Below are 16,694 nucleotides of genomic sequence, written 5' to 3' on the forward strand. Positions count from 1 at the left end.
CTCAAAAAATATGAGGCTCAAATCATACCAAGTTATTTTTTCACCGTCACTAAGGCATTACAAAAGAGTCCCATCCGCGTCTTGTATATAAAAAGAACAAAAAGAAGAAGATGGAAACAAAAGAACTCATAAAACAAGCCGAGATAAACCGCAGAAGGCTTATCGAAGTGGTCTACAATGCCAAGGCCGGACACATCGGCGGCGACCTGTCATGTCTCAATGTTATGACAGCACTCTATTTCGATATCATGAACGTCAGTCCAGCCGACGTGAAGAATCCCGACCGCGACCGTTTCGTTCTCAGTAAAGGACATTGCGTGGAAGCACTCTATGTCACCCTTGAGGCAAAGGGATTCCTGAAGAAGGAAATCACCGACACGCTCGGAAAGTTCGGTTCCATACTCAGCGGACACCCCACCATTGAAGTGCCGGGCATCGAAGTGAACACAGGAGCGCTGGGCCACGGACTCTCTATCGGAGTGGGTATGGCACTGGCTGCCAAGATGGACAAGAGAAACTACAAGACCTTTGTGATGATGGGCGACGGCGAGCAGGGCGAAGGCTCTATCTATGAGGCTGCCATGGCAGGACATCAGTATAAGCTCGACAACCTGGTGGCTATCATCGACCGCAACCATCTGCAGATAAGCGGCAACACCGAAGACGTGATGGCTATAGAAGACATCGCGGCACGCTGGACAGCCTTCGGATGGGACGTGAAACGCATGGACGGTGACGACATGGAAGACATCATGAAGACTTTTGCCGCCATCGACTATACCAACCACAAGCCACACCTCCTGATATCAAACACCACTAAGGGAAAGGGAGTGTCGTATATGGAGAATGTGGCAAAATGGCATCACGGTATGCCGAGCGAGGAACAGTATCGCCAGGCACTCAGCGAGATAGACGAAAGAATAAAGAACCTTTAATACACACATTGATATAGAACTATGATAGCTTGTAGAAAGAGTTTTACTGACACTTTGCTTGAATTGGCAAAGCAGGACAAGGATATTATTGCTGTAACGACAGACGCACGCGGTTCGGTGACGCTCAACGACTTCGCCGACCAGCTGCCGGAGCAGTTCGTTGAATGTGGTATCGCTGAGCAAGACGCCGTGGGAATAGCAGCCGGTCTGGCACACAGCGGAAAGAAGGTATTTGCCTGCGGACCGGCATGCTTCTATGTGGCACGCAGTCTGGAGCAGGTGAAAGTGGATCTCGCATACAGTGAGAATCCGGTGAAGATACTCGGTGTGAGCGGAGGAGTGGCATACGGAGCACTCGGAGCCACACACCACAGTCTGCACGACATCGCGGCATTGCGCACATTCCCGGGAATGAACATCGTGTTGCCATGCGACGCGCGCCAGACACGCAAGCTGGTGAAGCTGCTCGTGGATTTCCCACATCCTGTATACGTGAGAGTGGGACGTGCGGCAGTGCCCGACGTATATGAGAACGACGACTTCGACTTCCAGCTCGGCAAGGCAAACATGCTGCTCGACGGTAAAGACCTCACCATCATAGGATGCGGCGAGACCGTATACCACGCCCTTCAGGCAGGAAAGATGCTGAAGGAGCAGGGCATCAGTGCCCGTGTGCTCGACATGTCGTCGCTGAAACCTTTTGATGCCGAAGCCATCCGCAAGGCGGCAGAGGAGACAGGACGCATCATAACAGTGGAGGAGCACAGCCAGTTCGGCGGTCTCGGAGCCATCGTCACAGAGACGCTTTCGGAGAATCCGGTGCCCGTGCGCATCCTCGGCATACCAGACGAGAATGTGGTTCACGGTACCAACAAGGAGATTTTCGCCCACTACGGACTCGATGCCGACGGCATAGTGAAGGCAGCCAACGACTTTCTCAAGAAATGACAAGACAAATGGGTGATTATATCATAGCCATAGACCAGAGCACATCGGCAACAAAGGCGATGCTCTTCAATGACAGATGTGAGATGCTTCAGCGTGTCAACGTGGAGCACCACCAGTATTATCCCAAGGCTGGATGGGTGGAACACGATGCCGAAGAGATCTACGCCAATGTGATAGCTGCCGTGAAGCAGCTGATGAAGGATGCCGACATGGAGGCAAGCTACTCCATGGCAATCACCAACCAGAGGGAGACCGTGGTGGTGTGGGACAAGACCACCGGACATCCAGTATGCAATGCCGTGGTGTGGCAGTGCATGCGTGGCGTGGACATCTGCAACGAACTGAAGGCGCAGGGCTACGGACCGATGGTGATGGAGAAGAGCGGACTGCTCATCGACCCCTATTTCTCGGCGAGCGGAGTGAAATGGATTCTCGACAATGTGGAAGGTGCGAGAGAAAAGGCAGACCGTGGCGAACTGCTCATGGGAACGATGGACTCCTGGCTGATATGGAAACTCACCGGCGGGAAACGCCATGTCACCGACTATACCAACGCATCACGCACGATGCTGATGAATATACATACGCTGCAGTGGGACGACGACCTGCTAAGACTCTTCGGTATCCCTCGCAGCATGATGCCGGAACTGTTGCCATGCGACGGCGTGTTCGGCGATACTGTGGTGGAAGGACTCTTCCTGCAGCCTGTTGCCATTGCCGGAGTGCTCGGCGACTCCCATGGAGCGCTGGCAGGACAGATGTGTTTCGAGGCAGGACTCGGAAAGGCAACCTACGGCACTGGGTCGTCGGTGATGGTGAACATCGGCGAGAAGGCGGTGCCAGCCCCCGACGGACTCGTCACATCTATCGGCTTTGCCGCCCTCGGAAAGGTGTTCTATGCCTTTGAGGGAAACATACACAGTACGGGAGCCACACTGAAATGGCTGCAGGAACAGCTCAAGATGATTGACTCGCCAGCCGACGTGGAGCCTGAGGCGCTGTCGGTGGCAGACAATGGCGGCGTGTATTTCGTGCCGGCGTTTGCCGGACTCGGCGCACCATGGTGGAACGACAAGGTGAGGGCTGCTGTGATGGGTATGACGCTCGCCACTACGAGAGCGCATTTCCTGCGTGCCGCCCTGGAGTCGATAGCATATCAGGTGAACGACCTCGTGAAGGCGATGACGGTGAAGGCTGGCATAGACCTGAAGGAGATTCGTGTGGACGGAGGACCGACCAAGAACAGGTTCCTGATGCAGTTTCAGGCAGACTGTCTGAGAGTGCCGGTAAACTGTTCCGACGTTGAAGAGGCATCGGCATTGGGAGCCGTTGTCATGAACGGACTCTCTCGCGGTGTATGGAAGAGTTTCGATGAGGTGGCACGGTTGCGCCGCAGCCGATGGACCGTATGTTCGCAGGACAACGAAGCTTGGATGGAGAAGAACATAGAGGGATGGCACAAGGCTGTGAGACAGCTCATCAATTCTCCCGAATGAAATAAACCTTCTACATGTAAAAACTAAGAAACAAAAGACAATAGCATTATGAAGAAGAACAAAAAACAGTGTTTCGGTGTCATCATCGGCACACGTGCATATTTCAACTCTGAGCTTGCCAGAGACGTGCGCAAGCAGTTGCTGAAGACTTTGGACGCCGAGGGCTACGACTATGTGATACTCCCTGAAGATGCCACTCCTACGGGAAGCAGCAGCATAGAGACAAGAGAGGACGGACTGAAATGTGCGGAGCTGTTCCGCCAGAACCGTGACCGCATCGACGGCATCATCGTGTCGTTGCCTAACTTCGGTTTCGAGATCGGCATCATAAACGCAATCAGCGTTGCCGACCTGCATGTGCCGGTTCTTGTGCAGGCTTGCGACGACGAGAACGACAAGGTGGACCTCGACAGCCGTAGAGACGCATTCTGCGGAAAAATTTCAGTATGCAACAACCTCTACCAGTATGGCATCCCATTCACAGACACCACTCTGCATACATACTCAATATATTCCGACCTGTTGGCAAAAGATATCAACCGCTTCGCTGCCGTATGCCGCGTGGTGAACGGACTGAAGCATGCCCGCATCGGTCAGATAGGAACTCGTCCGCTGGGCTTCAACACCTGTCGTGCGAGTGAGAAACTGCTGCAGGCATCGGGCATCACTGTGGTGCCGGCAGACTTGAGCGAGATTCTATATGCCGCAGAGGCGATAGAAGACAGCGACACCGACCTGCTCCGCCAGATGGAGAAGGTGGCAGGATATGCTGAGGTGCCTGAATCATACAGGGAGAAGCTGCGTCTGCAGTGCAAGTTCGGCGTTGCCGTAAACCGTTGGGTTGAGGCAAACCAGGTGGATGCCGTGGCAATACAGTGTTGGGACTCGCTGGAGCAGAACTTCGGTTGTGCTGCATGCGTCACCATGAGTATGCTCAGCGAGGCTGGCATACCGGCAGCCTGTGAGACCGACATTGCCGGTGCCGTGTCTATGCTCGCATTGACGCTGGCATCCAAAGAACCGTCGGCAATCGCCGACTGGAACAACAACTTTGCAGAAAACCGCAACAAGTGTGTATGCACCCACTGCGGAAACTTCCCTAAATCGTTCATCGGCAACGACAACCTGCGCCTTGGCCCGCTTGGTGTGCTCGGCCGCACGCTCGGCAAGATTAACACCTTCGGTGCCGTTTACGCCAAGGTTAGCGCCGGCGACTTCACCTTCTTCCGTATCTCTACCGACGATACAAAGGGAATGATAAAGGCATACGTGGGAGAGGGAAAGATGACCGACGATCCATACGGCATGGATGGCTGCATCGTTGTCACCGAGGTGCCTGAACTGCAGAAGCTGATGAAGTATATCTGCAAGAACGGTTTCGAACACCATGTGGCACTCGTGCGTGCTGATGTGGCAGGTGTCATCGAGGAGGCTCTCGACAGCTATCTCGGCTGGGATCTTTATGTGCATGAATAACACATACACACTGCAATAATAAATACATTTTTCATAGATGATTAAAAACGAAGAGGGGATGTTCCATGTGAATGGCGCATCCCTTCGCCTTTTTTCACATGTCTGGTAGAATGTCTGGATATTATGACCATTTGCCGCTTATTTGTGCATAAAAGTAAACCGGGTTATTCCATTTCGGATAATTAAAACACTCTATAACGCAATTTTAAAGATAGACTGATGATAATAACGAATAAAATACTTAATTTTGCACCGTTATGTCACAGAAGCTAATTCAAAGTCAGGAGCAGAAGACTGTTCAGGTGCAGCGACTCACGCAGCAGCAGATGCTTGCGGTGAAGATGCTGGAGATGCCGCTTACCGAACTGGAGCAGAGCATACAGGCAGAGATTGACGATAATCCCGCCATGGAAAGCTCTTCGCCGGATGATGCGGCATTTGCCGGAGATTCTGAAATGGAGTCTGCCGACACTTCGGCGTTTGCCACCAAGGAAACCCCGTCTGCCGGTAATGAAGCGTCAGCATCCGCCGGCGACAGCGACGACACCGTAGACGAGGCAGCCGCGGCTTTCGATGCGGCGACAGAAAGGGAGGAGAGGGCTTCGGCACTCGACGACGCACTGTCGAACATCGGTATGGACGACCGTATGCCAGATGCCGACTATCCGTCATACTACGGCAATGCCGACTCTGCCGACTATGAGGAGATGGTATATGGCGAGCAGGCTTCTTTCTACGACAAACTGAAGGAGCAGATGGTTGACGTAGACCTCGACGACCGTCAGAGGGAGATAATGGAATATGTGATAGGGTCGCTCGATGGTGACGGACTGCTGAGGAAGTCTGCCGACAGCATCTCAGACGAGCTTGCCATCTATCATAACATATACTGCACGGAGGAGGATGTTAAGAACGTCATCACCCTGCTGCAGACTTTCGATCCTGCCGGCATAGGAGCTTCCGACCTGCGCGAATGCCTGCTGCTGCAGATCAGAAGGCGGCCCGACACTGAAATCACACGACTGATGCTAAAGGTCATCGACAGGTATTTCGATGAGTTCATGAACAAGCATTGGGACAAGATAGTGAAGCAGCTGAACATTCCCCCCACTACCGCCGACACGGTGTATTCAGAACTCCTCCGCTTGAATCCCAAGCCGGGTGCATCGCTCGGCGAGACCGAAGGCAGAAACATGCAGCAGATAACGCCAGACTTCATAGTGGATACCGCCGACGACGGCACCGTGACATTCTCCATCAACAGCGGCCATGTGCCAAACCTGTATGTCTCGTCCTCGTTCACCGAACTGCTCAAGGGCTACAAGGCAAACAAGGCGTCGATGTCGCGACGCGACAAGGAGGCGCTGCTCTATGCCAAGGAGAAAGTGGAACGGGCACAGGGATTCATCGACGCCGTGAAGCAGAGGCAGCACACCATGTATGTCACCATGAAGGCGATAATCGACATACAGCGCAAATACTTCCAGGACGGCGACGAGAGCGACATGAAACCCATGATACTCAAGGATGTGGCAGACCGCACGGGTCTCGACATATCCACGATATCGAGAGTGAGCAACATGAAGTATGCTCAGACACGCTGGGGTACGTTCAAGCTCCGCCATTTCTTCAGTGACGGAATAAAGACAGAGGACGGCGAGGAGCTGTCCACACGCAAGATAAAATTGGCATTGAGGGAGGTAATCGATGGGGAAGACAAGTCGAAACCCTATTCAGACGATGCCCTCACGAAGGTACTCGCCCAAAAAGGCTGTCCGGTAGCACGGCGAACGATAGCGAAATACAGGGAACAATTGGGAATACCGGTAGCAAGACTCAGAAAGAAATGAATGTAAGAAACATCATAAGGCTGGCAAAAGGGGTGAGCCTCTTTTCCTCGCCGTTCTATCTGCCCGTCATAGGGTTGGCTGTTCTGTTCACGTTCAGCTATCTCAACCGCATGCCCTTGGGATACAAGCTCTTCGTGCTTTTCATAGCCTACATCTTCACGATACTGTTGCCGGTATCGCTCATCAAACTATACCATCGCTACCACGGATGGACACTCTTCGAACTTGGTGCCAGGGAGCAGCGTGTGATACCCTATCTCGTGTCGATACTCTGCTATTTCTTGTGCTATTACGTCATGATTTTCTATCATGTGCCGCATCTGATGGGCAGCATTGTGGTGGCGGCGCTTGTGGTGCAGATAGTATGTGCCATAGTGAACATGTGGTGGAAGATTTCCGTACACATGGCGGCGATGGGGGCAATGGCAGGAGCCTTGGCGGCATTCGGATTCAAGTTCATGTTCAATCCCGTGTGGTGGCTCTGCGGACAGTTCCTGCTCTCGGGCATGGTGGGCAGTGCGAGGATGATACTCCGCCAGCACAATCTCCGCCAGCTCTACATCGGCTTCATAGTGGGAGTGTTGGTGGGATTCTTCACTGTGATATTCGTATGACACGCCTCAGTCTCTTTCTGAGGCAGAGTCTTTGATGCACCAGCAGCATTTCTCATCCGACGCTGTTCTCATGGGGATGTCAGGAAAATAAATTTGATAAGGACAACGATAAAAACATAAAGATATGAAACCATTAGTAAGTATTATAATGGGCAGCACCAGCGATCTGCCTGTGATGGAAAAAGCGATGAAGTTCCTGGATGATATGGAAGTGCCTTTCGAGGTCAATGCCCTCTCTGCACACCGCACTCCGGATGCCGTGGAGAAATTTGCCAAGGATGCGGCAGGACGCGGACTGAAGGTCATCATCGCCGGTGCCGGAATGGCTGCCGCACTGCCGGGAGTCATCGCAGCATCAACCACACTTCCGGTTATCGGAGTGCCTATCAAGGGTAGTGCCTTCGACGGTATGGACGCCATGCTCAGCATCATACAGATGCCTCCTGGCATACCTGTTGCCACGGTGGGAGTGAATGGTGCGATGAATGCCGCCATCCTTGCCGTAGAGATAATGGCTCTTGCCGACGCTTCTCTCGCAGAGAAGATGAAGAACTACAAGGATGGTCTGGGAGCCAAGATAGAGAAGGCAAACAAGGATCTTGCCGAGGTGAAATATAACTTCAAGACTAATTGATTTTCCCGTTTCGGGTCTAACTCCGAATCGTTAAAATTCATAATCCCAATGGATATCAAGAATAATCATAGCCAGAATCCCCATGCATGTGCAGGAGTAGGATGTGACACTGACGGATGGAGCGGTCTTTTCAACTACTCCCGCCGTGAAGCCCATGAGGTGAATGTCGGCGACACACCGCTTGGTGGCGACAATCCCATCCGTGTGCAGTCTATGACCACCACTTCCACTGCCGACACCGAGGCATGTGTGGATCAGGCAAAACGTATCATTGAGGCTGGCGGAGAATACGTGCGTCTCACCACTCAGGGAGTGAGAGAGGCAGAGAATCTCAAGAACATCAACGCCCGTCTCCGTGAGGAGGGCATCACTACACCGCTCGTTGCCGACGTGCATTTCAATCCTCATGTAGCCGATGTAGCGGCGCTGTATGCAGAGAAGGTGCGTGTAAATCCCGGAAACTATGTTGACCCGGCGCGCACATTCAAGAAACTGGAATATACCGACGAGGAATATGCCGAGGAACTGAAGAAGATAGAGAAGCAGTTCGTGCCGTTTCTCAATATCTGCCGTGAGCACCACACTGCCGTGCGCATCGGAGTGAACCACGGTTCGCTCTCCGACCGCATCATGTCTCGCTATGGTGACACGCCGGCAGGCATCGTGGAGAGCTGCATGGAGTTTCTGCGCATCTGCAAGCGTGAAGACTTCAAGGATGTGGTGATCTCCATCAAGGCAAGCAACACGGTGGTAATGGTGGAGTCTGTACGTTTGTTGGTTGACACCATGCGCCGTGAGCAGATGGACTATCCGCTGCATCTGGGAGTGACAGAGGCAGGCGAAGGCGAGGATGGAAGGATAAAGAGTGCCGTGGGTATCGGAGCGCTGCTTGCCGACGGTATCGGCGACACCATACGAGTATCGCTCAGCGAGGAGCCGGAGGCTGAGATTCCTGTGGCGCGCCATCTCGTGGACTATATCACCAGGCGTGCCGGCCATACGCTTATCCCAGGCCGGGTATACGACAAGTTCAACTGGGTATCTCCTGAGCGCCGCACCACTGTTCCCGTGGAGAATATCGGCGGCGACAACCTGCCTGTGGTGATAAGCAGCAGAATCCATGGCGATGAGGCTCCGGCAGCAAATGCCAACCCCGACCTCACCCCCGACTATCTATATATGGGAGCGAAACTCCCGGAGAACAAGGTGGAAGGTCAGAAGTATATCGTTGACTTCAATGTCTACGCACAGATTTCAGGGGAGCAGCGCCACAACGTGTTCCCGATATTCCCATACAATGCCATCCCGTTCCTGAGCGGAGTGAAAGCGCCGCTCAAGTTCCTTGTGTTGCCATACGGAGCGCCGAGCGCCGAATATATCCCATGCCTGAAGGCGCATCCGGAGATTGTCGTCATCAGCGTGAGCAACAATGTGAACCGCCTTGGCGAGCAGCGTGCTCTCGTGCATGAACTTATGACTGAGGGCGTGGCAAATCCAGTGGTGTTCTGCCAGATGTATTCCCACAGTCAGGAGGAGAAAGGCGACTTCCAGCTTGAGGCGGCAGCCGACATGGGTGCTCTGATGTTCGACGGACTCACCGACGGCATATGGCTCATGAACAACGGTACTCTCTCTGATGCCGACATCGACGCCACGGCATTCGGAATTCTCCAGGCAGCCCGCCTGCGCACCACCAAGACGGAGTATATCTCTTGTCCCGGTTGCGGAAGGACTCTCTACGACCTTCGTGCCACCATCGCCCGCATCAAGGAGGCTACAAAAGACATGAAGGGACTGAAGATCGGCATCATGGGATGCATCGTGAACGGTCCCGGCGAGATGGCAGATGCCGACTACGGTTATGTGGGAGCCGGCAGGGGCAAGATTTCCCTGTATCGCCGCAAGGAGTGTGTGGAGAAGAATATACCCGAAGAAGAGGCAGTGGAGAAGCTCCTGCAGCTTATCAGAAGCGACATAAAGGAATAATGCGATGATGCTTTCCTTTTTGCGGGAGGGCGACAACTCTTCCCGCATGCCTCAAACGACAACTATATACAGATTATAATGAGTTTAACAAAGATAATACGAGGAGCGTTCGTCTCCCGTCAGAAGGAGATAGAGCGATACGACAAGGAGGCAGAGGCACTGCAGATGGAAGTGCTCCACTATCTCATGAGCAATGCCAAGCACACCGAGTATGGACGCAAGTATTCCTTCGGAGCCGTAGGCTCATACTCTGATTACGCCAGTCATGTTCCGGTGAACACCTACGAGGAACTCAAGGGCTACATCGACCGTATGCGCCACGGCGAGTGCGACCTGTTGTGGAAAGGAAGCGTGAAATGGTATGCCAAATCCTCTGGCACCACCAACGACAAGAGCAAGTTCATACCCGTTAGCCACGACGGTCTGCAGCATGTGCATTATGCCGGAGGCAAGGATGCCGTGGCTCTGTATCTGCGCAACAATCCCGACAGCCGCCTCTTCGACGGCAAGAGCCTTATCCTTGGCGGAAGCCACTCGCCCAACTATGGTGTGGCAGACTCGCTTGTGGGCGACCTCAGTGCTATCCTCATAGAGAACATCAATCCGCTTGCCAACCTCGTACGTGTGCCCAAGAAAGCCACGGCTCTCCTTTCTGACTTCGAGATAAAGCGCGACCGCATAGCCAGGGAGACGATAAACAAGAATGTGACGAACATCAGCGGTGTACCGTCGTGGATGCTCTCCGTGCTCACCAGAGTGATGGAGCTCACCGGCAAGAAGCATCTTGAGGAGGTGTGGCCGAATCTTGAGGTGTTCTTCCATGGCGGTGTGGCGTTCACTCCATACCGCAAGCAGTATGAACAGCTCATCACCTCGCCAAACATGCACTATATGGAGACATACAATGCCAGCGAGGGATTCTTCGGACTGCAAGACGACCCTGCCGACAAGTCGATGCTCCTGATGATAGACTATGGTGTGTTCTATGAATTCATCCCTATGGACGAGTTCGACAAGGAGAATCCTACCGTCGTGCCGCTCTGGGGAGTGGAGACAAACAAGAACTATGCGATGCTCATCTCCACCTCGTGCGGACTGTGGAGATATGTCATCGGCGACACCGTGAGCTTCACGTCCACAAATCCGTACAAGTTTGTCATCACCGGCCGCACCAAGCATTTCATCAATGCCTTCGGTGAGGAGCTCATCGTTGACAATGCGGAGAAGGGACTCGCATACGCCTGTGAGCAGACAGGAGCCGAGGTGCTGGAATATACCGCCGCTCCGGTATTCATGGACGACAATGCCAAATGCCGCCATCAGTGGCTGATAGAATTCTCCAAGGAGCCTGCCGACCTCGACAAGTTCACGGAGCTGCTCGACAAGAAGCTGCAGGAGATAAACAGCGACTACGAGGCGAAACGCTACAAGAACATCACGCTGCAGCATCTGGAGATAGTAAAGGCGCGCAAAGACCTTTTCAACGACTGGCTCAAGTCGAAGGGAAAGCTCGGCGGACAGCATAAGGTGCCGCGCCTGAGCAACAGCCGCAAGCACATCGACGAACTGCTGAAGATGAATGGCTGACGCATGCCCCGTCTGCCACAGGCATGGCATCTTCGGGATGAAGACAAGACCTATGTGGCAGCGGCGCAATGAGCACAAACAATGACACATATTATATATATGATATACAGAAGAGCAAACGACTTTTTGAGAAATACCATTCTGCATTCCTTCTCTCTTGAGAAACAGGGATGGCTGCCGGCATGCGTGGTCTTGCTGACCATCACTTCGCTGCTCTCGTCTTGTGCAAAGATGGGACAGCCCGACGGGGGATGGTTCGACGAGACGCCTCCACGCATCATCGGCTGCACTCCGGCCGACAAGGGAGTGGGGGTGAAGGCGAAGAAAATATCCATCCTCTTCGATGAGTTCATCCAGGTGGACAATCCCACGGAGAAAGTGGTGGTGTCGCCGCCACAGCTCGAAACGCCGGAGATAAAGGGTGCCGGAAAGAAGATTGTGGTGGAACTGAAAGACTCACTGAAGCCCAACACCACCTATACCATCGACTTCTCTGATGCGATCTCCGACATGAACGAGGGCAATCCTCTAGGCAACTACACCTACAGTTTCTCCACCAGCGACCACATCGACACGCTTGAGGTGGCAGGAAACGTGGTCAACGCCCAGAATCTGGAACCGGTGAAGGGTATCCTCGTGGGACTCTATGCCGTTGGCGATGAGGCTCTCACCGAGGGCAACTTGCTGAAGGGCTATAATGCCTCCGCCGACGGAAAGTCGCTCGACCCCTTCCTCTCGCAGCCTCTGCTCCGCGTTTCGCGCACCGACAGTCGCGGACGCTTCGTGGTGCGTGGCGTGGCTCCCGGCAGATACCGGGTGGTGGCGCTACAGGATGCCGACGGCAACTACTTCTTCAGTCAGAAGAGCGAGATGATAGCCTTCTCGGATGATGTAATAGAACCGAAATTCACTGGGGCAGTACGCCAGGACACCATCTGGCGCGACTCCCTGCATATCGACTCCATCCGTTCCGTGGAATATACGCGGTTCATCCCCGACGACATCGTGCTGAGGGCATTCACAGAGACACAGACCGACCGCTTCTTCCTGAAGGTGGAGCGCAAGGACCCTCGTCTCTTCACCGTATTCTTCAGCGGTGGTGATGCAAACCTGCCTGTGGTGAAGGGACTGAACTTCAACAGCGACGATGCTTTCATAGTGGAACACTCGCTGCTGAACGATACCGTGAGCTATTGGCTGCGCGACACGGCGCTCGTAAACCAGGACACGCTGACTCTGCAACTATCGTATATGGCTACCGATACGCTCGGAAATCTCTCCCTCACCACCGACACGCTGGATGTGCTCTCCAAGGTGTCGTATGAGAAGCGGCAGAAAGACCGTGAGCGGAAATATGAGGAATGGAAAAAGCAGCAGGACAAGGCGAAGAAGCGTGGCAAGGAATACCAGGAGCAGATGCCTATCGAACTGCTGGAACCTAAATACAACGTTGCCACATATCTCGACCCGGACAGGAACATCACCGTGGAGATGCCTACGCCGTTGGCACGCATCGACACCTCGATGATTCATCTCTATGCCCGTCACGACACGCTGTGGTATCGCTCCAAGTTCATTTTCAGAGAGCGGAAGAACGTGGCGCGCTCGTATGAGCTGATAGGGGAGTGGAGACCAGGCGTGGAATACAGTCTGGAAATCGACTCCACTGCATTCGTTGACATCTACGGAGCGCCGTCGCCGGAATACAAACAGGGATTCAAGGTGAAGCCGGAAGACGAATACGGCACGCTGCTCGTCAATATCAGCGCTCCTGACGACACGCTGCCAATGGTGGCGCAGCTGCTCGACGCCAACGACAAACCAGTGAAGGCGGTGGCTGTGAGTGGCGGAGTGGCTGAATTCTTCTATGTCAACCCCGGCACGTATTATCTGAGGATGTTCACAGACGGCAACGGCAACGGCGAATGGGACACGGGGTTTTATGCCGACGGCAGACAGGCTGAGGCTACATACTATTATCCGGAGAGTATAGAATGCAAGGCGAAATGGGACATCACCCTCTCGTGGACTCCCGACTCCCGTGATGCTGCCCACCAGAAACCGTATGCCATCACCAAGCAGAAGCCGGAGCAGGACAAGACCATCAAGCGCCGCAACGCTGAAAGGGCTAAGAAGCTCGGCATCAGCTACGACGGCAGACAGTGAGTGGAATCTCGATAGACACAACTTATTAACAACATTATCATCATGAAAAGATTTCGTCGAATAATGATAGTCGTGGCAATGGTCATGGCATCATGCACAATGGCATCGGCGCAGTGCTCGTTTCGCAACACAGCATTCAAGTCGGGCGAGTTCCTGTCATACAACCTCTACTATAACTGGAAATTCGTATGGGTAAAGGCCGGCACCGCCAGTATGTATACCGTAGAGAGCACATACAAGGGAAAGAGTGCCTATAGGTCGAGCCTCACCACAAGGGGCAACAACAAGGTAGACAATATGTTCGTGCTTCGCGACACGCTGCTCTGCTACTCTTCAAAGGAGCTCGAACCGCTGTATTTCAGAAAGGGAGCACGTGAAGGAAAGCGGTATACCGTAGACGAGGTGTTCTACTCCTATCCCGGCGGCAAACCGCATCTGCGCTGTCATCGTCAGCGCAACGACGGTTCTCACTTATGGAAGAACCTCACTCCCGGCAATTGTGTGTTCGACATGATGAACATCTTCATGAGGGCACGCTCCTTCAGTTCGGCAAATTGGAAGAAGGGTCATGTCGTAGACTTCCCTATTGCCGACGGCAAGGGCACCACACCGGCTCGTCTGCGTTTCAACGGCACTACAAAGGTGAAGGCAGACAACGGCAAGAAATACCGCTGCGTGGAGCTCTCGTATCTGGAGTATGAGGACAGGAAATGGAAGGAGATAGTGCGCTTCTACGTCACCGACGACCAGAACCACGTGCCTATCCGTCTCGACATGTTCCTCAAGTTTGGCAGTGCGAAAGCATTCCTCACCAGCATGAAGGGTGTGAGAAACCCCATCTCTTCGCTTGTGAAATGACAGGCTGAAGATGCCTTGTACTGGCATACAGGCGATTATCAGACAGCTAAGAGTAATTGTCCCTCCCCTACGGGGGAGGTTAGGTGGGGGCTGAAGTTATAGACAAAGTAGACAGTCTATACCTTGCTGATGTCATAGGCAGTGTTTCTTCGGTTATTGTCATTAGCCCCCTCTCGTTCTCCCCCGTTGGACAACCCATCCTAGCCTTCCTAAAGGGAAGGAACAAGTTACTCAGTATATTACCATCAGCCCCCACCTAGCCTCCCCCGAAGGGGAGGGACAGTTACTATTACTATTGATAACCCTTTGATAATCTGATAACTACAAACGATAATCATGCAGCCAATGGTATCTGTCCCTCCCCTCCGGGGGAGGCTAGGTGGGGGCTGATGTGTTTAAATCTTTGTCCATCGCCGCAGGCGGATGCACGCATTATTCTCACTGATATATTTATTCTGCATTTTCATCTGAAAAAAGCATGGGTATTGTCTTTACACTCTATTATTTTTAATAAATTCCGTCATATATGTTGCGATATTTAGGTTTCGTTAGTTTTTCCTAAAAAATGTTCTATTTTTGAACTATTGTGGATTCAATGTTTAACCCAAATCGGTCATTAGGGCTTGCATGGATTTTGTTTTTTAGAAGAGTGGATTTTGTTTGGCTTTTAATGAGTAATAGCGGGCTATTGCGAATTAAAAACGAGCAAAAGACGCCTTATAAAAAGCAAAAGACTGCAAGCAGTTATTAAAATTATACATTAAACGGCCTAATGACCTCTAAGTTTGCAGAAGATTGCGACGAAGTCGCATAAACTCCAAAATAATCAAGGTAAAACTATGATTGCTAAAGACAGTTTCGTACCTTTGTTGTAAAAAGGTAGAATCGGTCTGTCGAAGAGGTAAACCAGCTAATGACCCAGCCGTAAAGCTATAAATCGTTTAGGTCCTCATCGACATAGTTGCAAAGACCAGATAGAAAGTTATCGGCTCTGAGCCTTGTTAGAGTGTTAGTCCATACAACTATTGACCAATTCTACACAATATAACTCGTACAAAGTTATGAAGAATTTATTTATCGGAGTTGATTTTTCGAAAGAAAAAGTTGATGTGGCTATCCTTTTTGCAGACGGACTGGCAGAAACCGCTGCTAGAGTGTTCAACGAGTTCAAGACAACCGTGTCTGGCTATAGGCAGTTGGTCAAGTGGGTTGAGCAGAATTCCTGCGGTATCGACTCGTCCTTGTGGCTCTTCTGTGGCGAGAACACGGGCGACTACAGCAAGGGACTGTGCAACTTCCTCTACGGTAAAGGCTACGACATGTGGCTTGAGAACGCAAAGAGCATCAAAGACGCATCTGGTCTTAGACGATTGAAGTCTGACCGTGCTGACGCCTCGATGATTGCAGAATACGCCATGAGGAATTACGATAAAGCCGTTATGTACGAGCCTCTTAGCGAGTCGCTTACACAACTGCGTGAGCTGTTCCTATACCGTCAGATGATCGTAAGACACAGATGCAGTTTCCAGGTGCGTAGAGGCGAAAAGCGACTCACTATGGAGAAGTCGCCAGTCAAGACAATGATTTCGCAGAGCGGACGGCACATCGTCTCTGAACTCAATAAGGAGATAGAGAAGATAGATAAGCGCATTGCCGATCTCATCAAGTCGGACGAGGAACTCACCGAGGTGTTCACCATCGTGACCTCGGTGCCTGGCATAGGAACGCAGAACGCTGTGTGCCTGATGGTGTACACCGACAACTTCCGGCGTTTCAACTACGACTCACGCAAGATTGCCTGCTATTACGGCCTAGCTCCATTTGGCAAAGATTCGGGAACCAGTGTGCATTCCGATCCGCATGTACATTATATGGCTAACCGCCAGATAAAGGCCATGCTGACGCAAGCGGCACTAGCTGCCGTCAACTTCAATCCCATTATGGCGAGGTACTACATGCGCCTCGTAGAACGAGGAAAGAAGAAGCAGGTTGCACTGAACAATGTCAAGAACAAACTTGTACATTTGGTCACAGCCATGGTCAGAAATCGCCAAACATTCACCCCTGAATATAAAATCTCAGCATAAATTGAAAATAATGGTCAAAACATTTGGATATTAACATAGAAAGCGATTTGGGTTTAA

At 52.3% G+C, this 16,694-nt stretch carries 12 protein-coding genes; all 12 read left to right on the plus strand.

The features are described 5' to 3' along the window. The first annotated feature begins 56 nt into the window (after positions 1-56). The 12 genes from ACDC99_RS11010 (at position 57) to ACDC99_RS11065 (ending at position 16,637) form a co-directional block, all read left to right on the plus strand. Positions 57-935 (plus strand): transketolase, encoded by an 879-nt coding sequence (locus tag ACDC99_RS11010; protein WP_262503138.1) that lies wholly within the window; start codon positions 57-59, stop codon positions 933-935. A gap of 21 nt (positions 936-956) precedes the next feature. After that, positions 957-1,883: a transketolase family protein gene (locus tag ACDC99_RS11015; protein WP_042520306.1), complete on the plus strand. Its 927-nt coding sequence runs from the start codon at positions 957-959 to the stop codon at positions 1,881-1,883. Between the two features lie 8 nt (positions 1,884-1,891). Further along, on the plus strand, positions 1,892-3,379 hold the full coding sequence (gene glpK / locus ACDC99_RS11020) for a glycerol kinase GlpK (RefSeq protein WP_370756926.1): 1,488 nt from the start codon (positions 1,892-1,894) through the stop codon (positions 3,377-3,379). Positions 3,380-3,427: 48 nt separating this feature from the next. After that, positions 3,428-4,855, plus strand: a complete 1,428-nt coding sequence (locus ACDC99_RS11025) for an L-fucose/L-arabinose isomerase family protein (protein WP_022316326.1) — start codon at positions 3,428-3,430, stop codon at positions 4,853-4,855. Between the two features lie 257 nt (positions 4,856-5,112). After that, positions 5,113-6,705 (plus strand): RNA polymerase factor sigma-54, encoded by a 1,593-nt coding sequence (rpoN, locus tag ACDC99_RS11030; RefSeq protein ID WP_370756751.1) that lies wholly within the window; start codon positions 5,113-5,115, stop codon positions 6,703-6,705. Further along, positions 6,702-7,319, plus strand: a complete 618-nt coding sequence (locus ACDC99_RS11035) for a hypothetical protein (RefSeq protein WP_042520304.1) — start codon at positions 6,702-6,704, stop codon at positions 7,317-7,319. Before rpoN ends, ACDC99_RS11035 begins: the two co-directional genes overlap by 4 nt. Positions 7,320-7,443: 124 nt before the next feature. Beyond that, a complete protein-coding gene (gene purE, locus ACDC99_RS11040; RefSeq protein ID WP_044065225.1) occupies positions 7,444-7,953 on the plus strand; it encodes a 5-(carboxyamino)imidazole ribonucleotide mutase in 510 nt (169 codons plus the stop codon). A gap of 48 nt (positions 7,954-8,001) precedes the next feature. Beyond that, positions 8,002-9,939 carry a 4-hydroxy-3-methylbut-2-en-1-yl diphosphate synthase gene (locus ACDC99_RS11045; RefSeq protein ID WP_370756752.1) on the plus strand — a complete coding sequence of 646 codons (1,938 nt, stop codon included), beginning with the start codon at positions 8,002-8,004 and terminating at the stop codon, positions 9,937-9,939. 78 nt (positions 9,940-10,017) lie between these two features. Then, complete coding sequence (locus tag ACDC99_RS11050) at positions 10,018-11,526, plus strand: GH3 auxin-responsive promoter family protein (RefSeq protein ID WP_022316321.1); 1,509 nt, start codon at positions 10,018-10,020, stop codon at positions 11,524-11,526. Between the two features lie 81 nt (positions 11,527-11,607). Then, on the plus strand, positions 11,608-13,692 hold the full coding sequence (locus ACDC99_RS11055) for an Ig-like domain-containing protein (RefSeq protein WP_370756753.1): 2,085 nt from the start codon (positions 11,608-11,610) through the stop codon (positions 13,690-13,692). Between the two features lie 42 nt (positions 13,693-13,734). Further along, positions 13,735-14,550 carry a DUF3108 domain-containing protein gene (locus tag ACDC99_RS11060; RefSeq protein WP_042520302.1) on the plus strand — a complete coding sequence of 272 codons (816 nt, stop codon included), beginning with the start codon at positions 13,735-13,737 and terminating at the stop codon, positions 14,548-14,550. A 1,061-nt stretch (positions 14,551-15,611) separates the two neighbouring features. Then, a complete protein-coding gene (locus tag ACDC99_RS11065; protein WP_042517114.1) occupies positions 15,612-16,637 on the plus strand; it encodes an IS110 family RNA-guided transposase in 1,026 nt (341 codons plus the stop codon). Positions 16,638-16,694 lie beyond the last annotated feature (57 nt).

Source organism: Prevotella pectinovora (genome assembly GCF_041323955.1).
GTDB lineage: Bacteria > Bacteroidota > Bacteroidia > Bacteroidales > Bacteroidaceae > Prevotella > Prevotella pectinovora.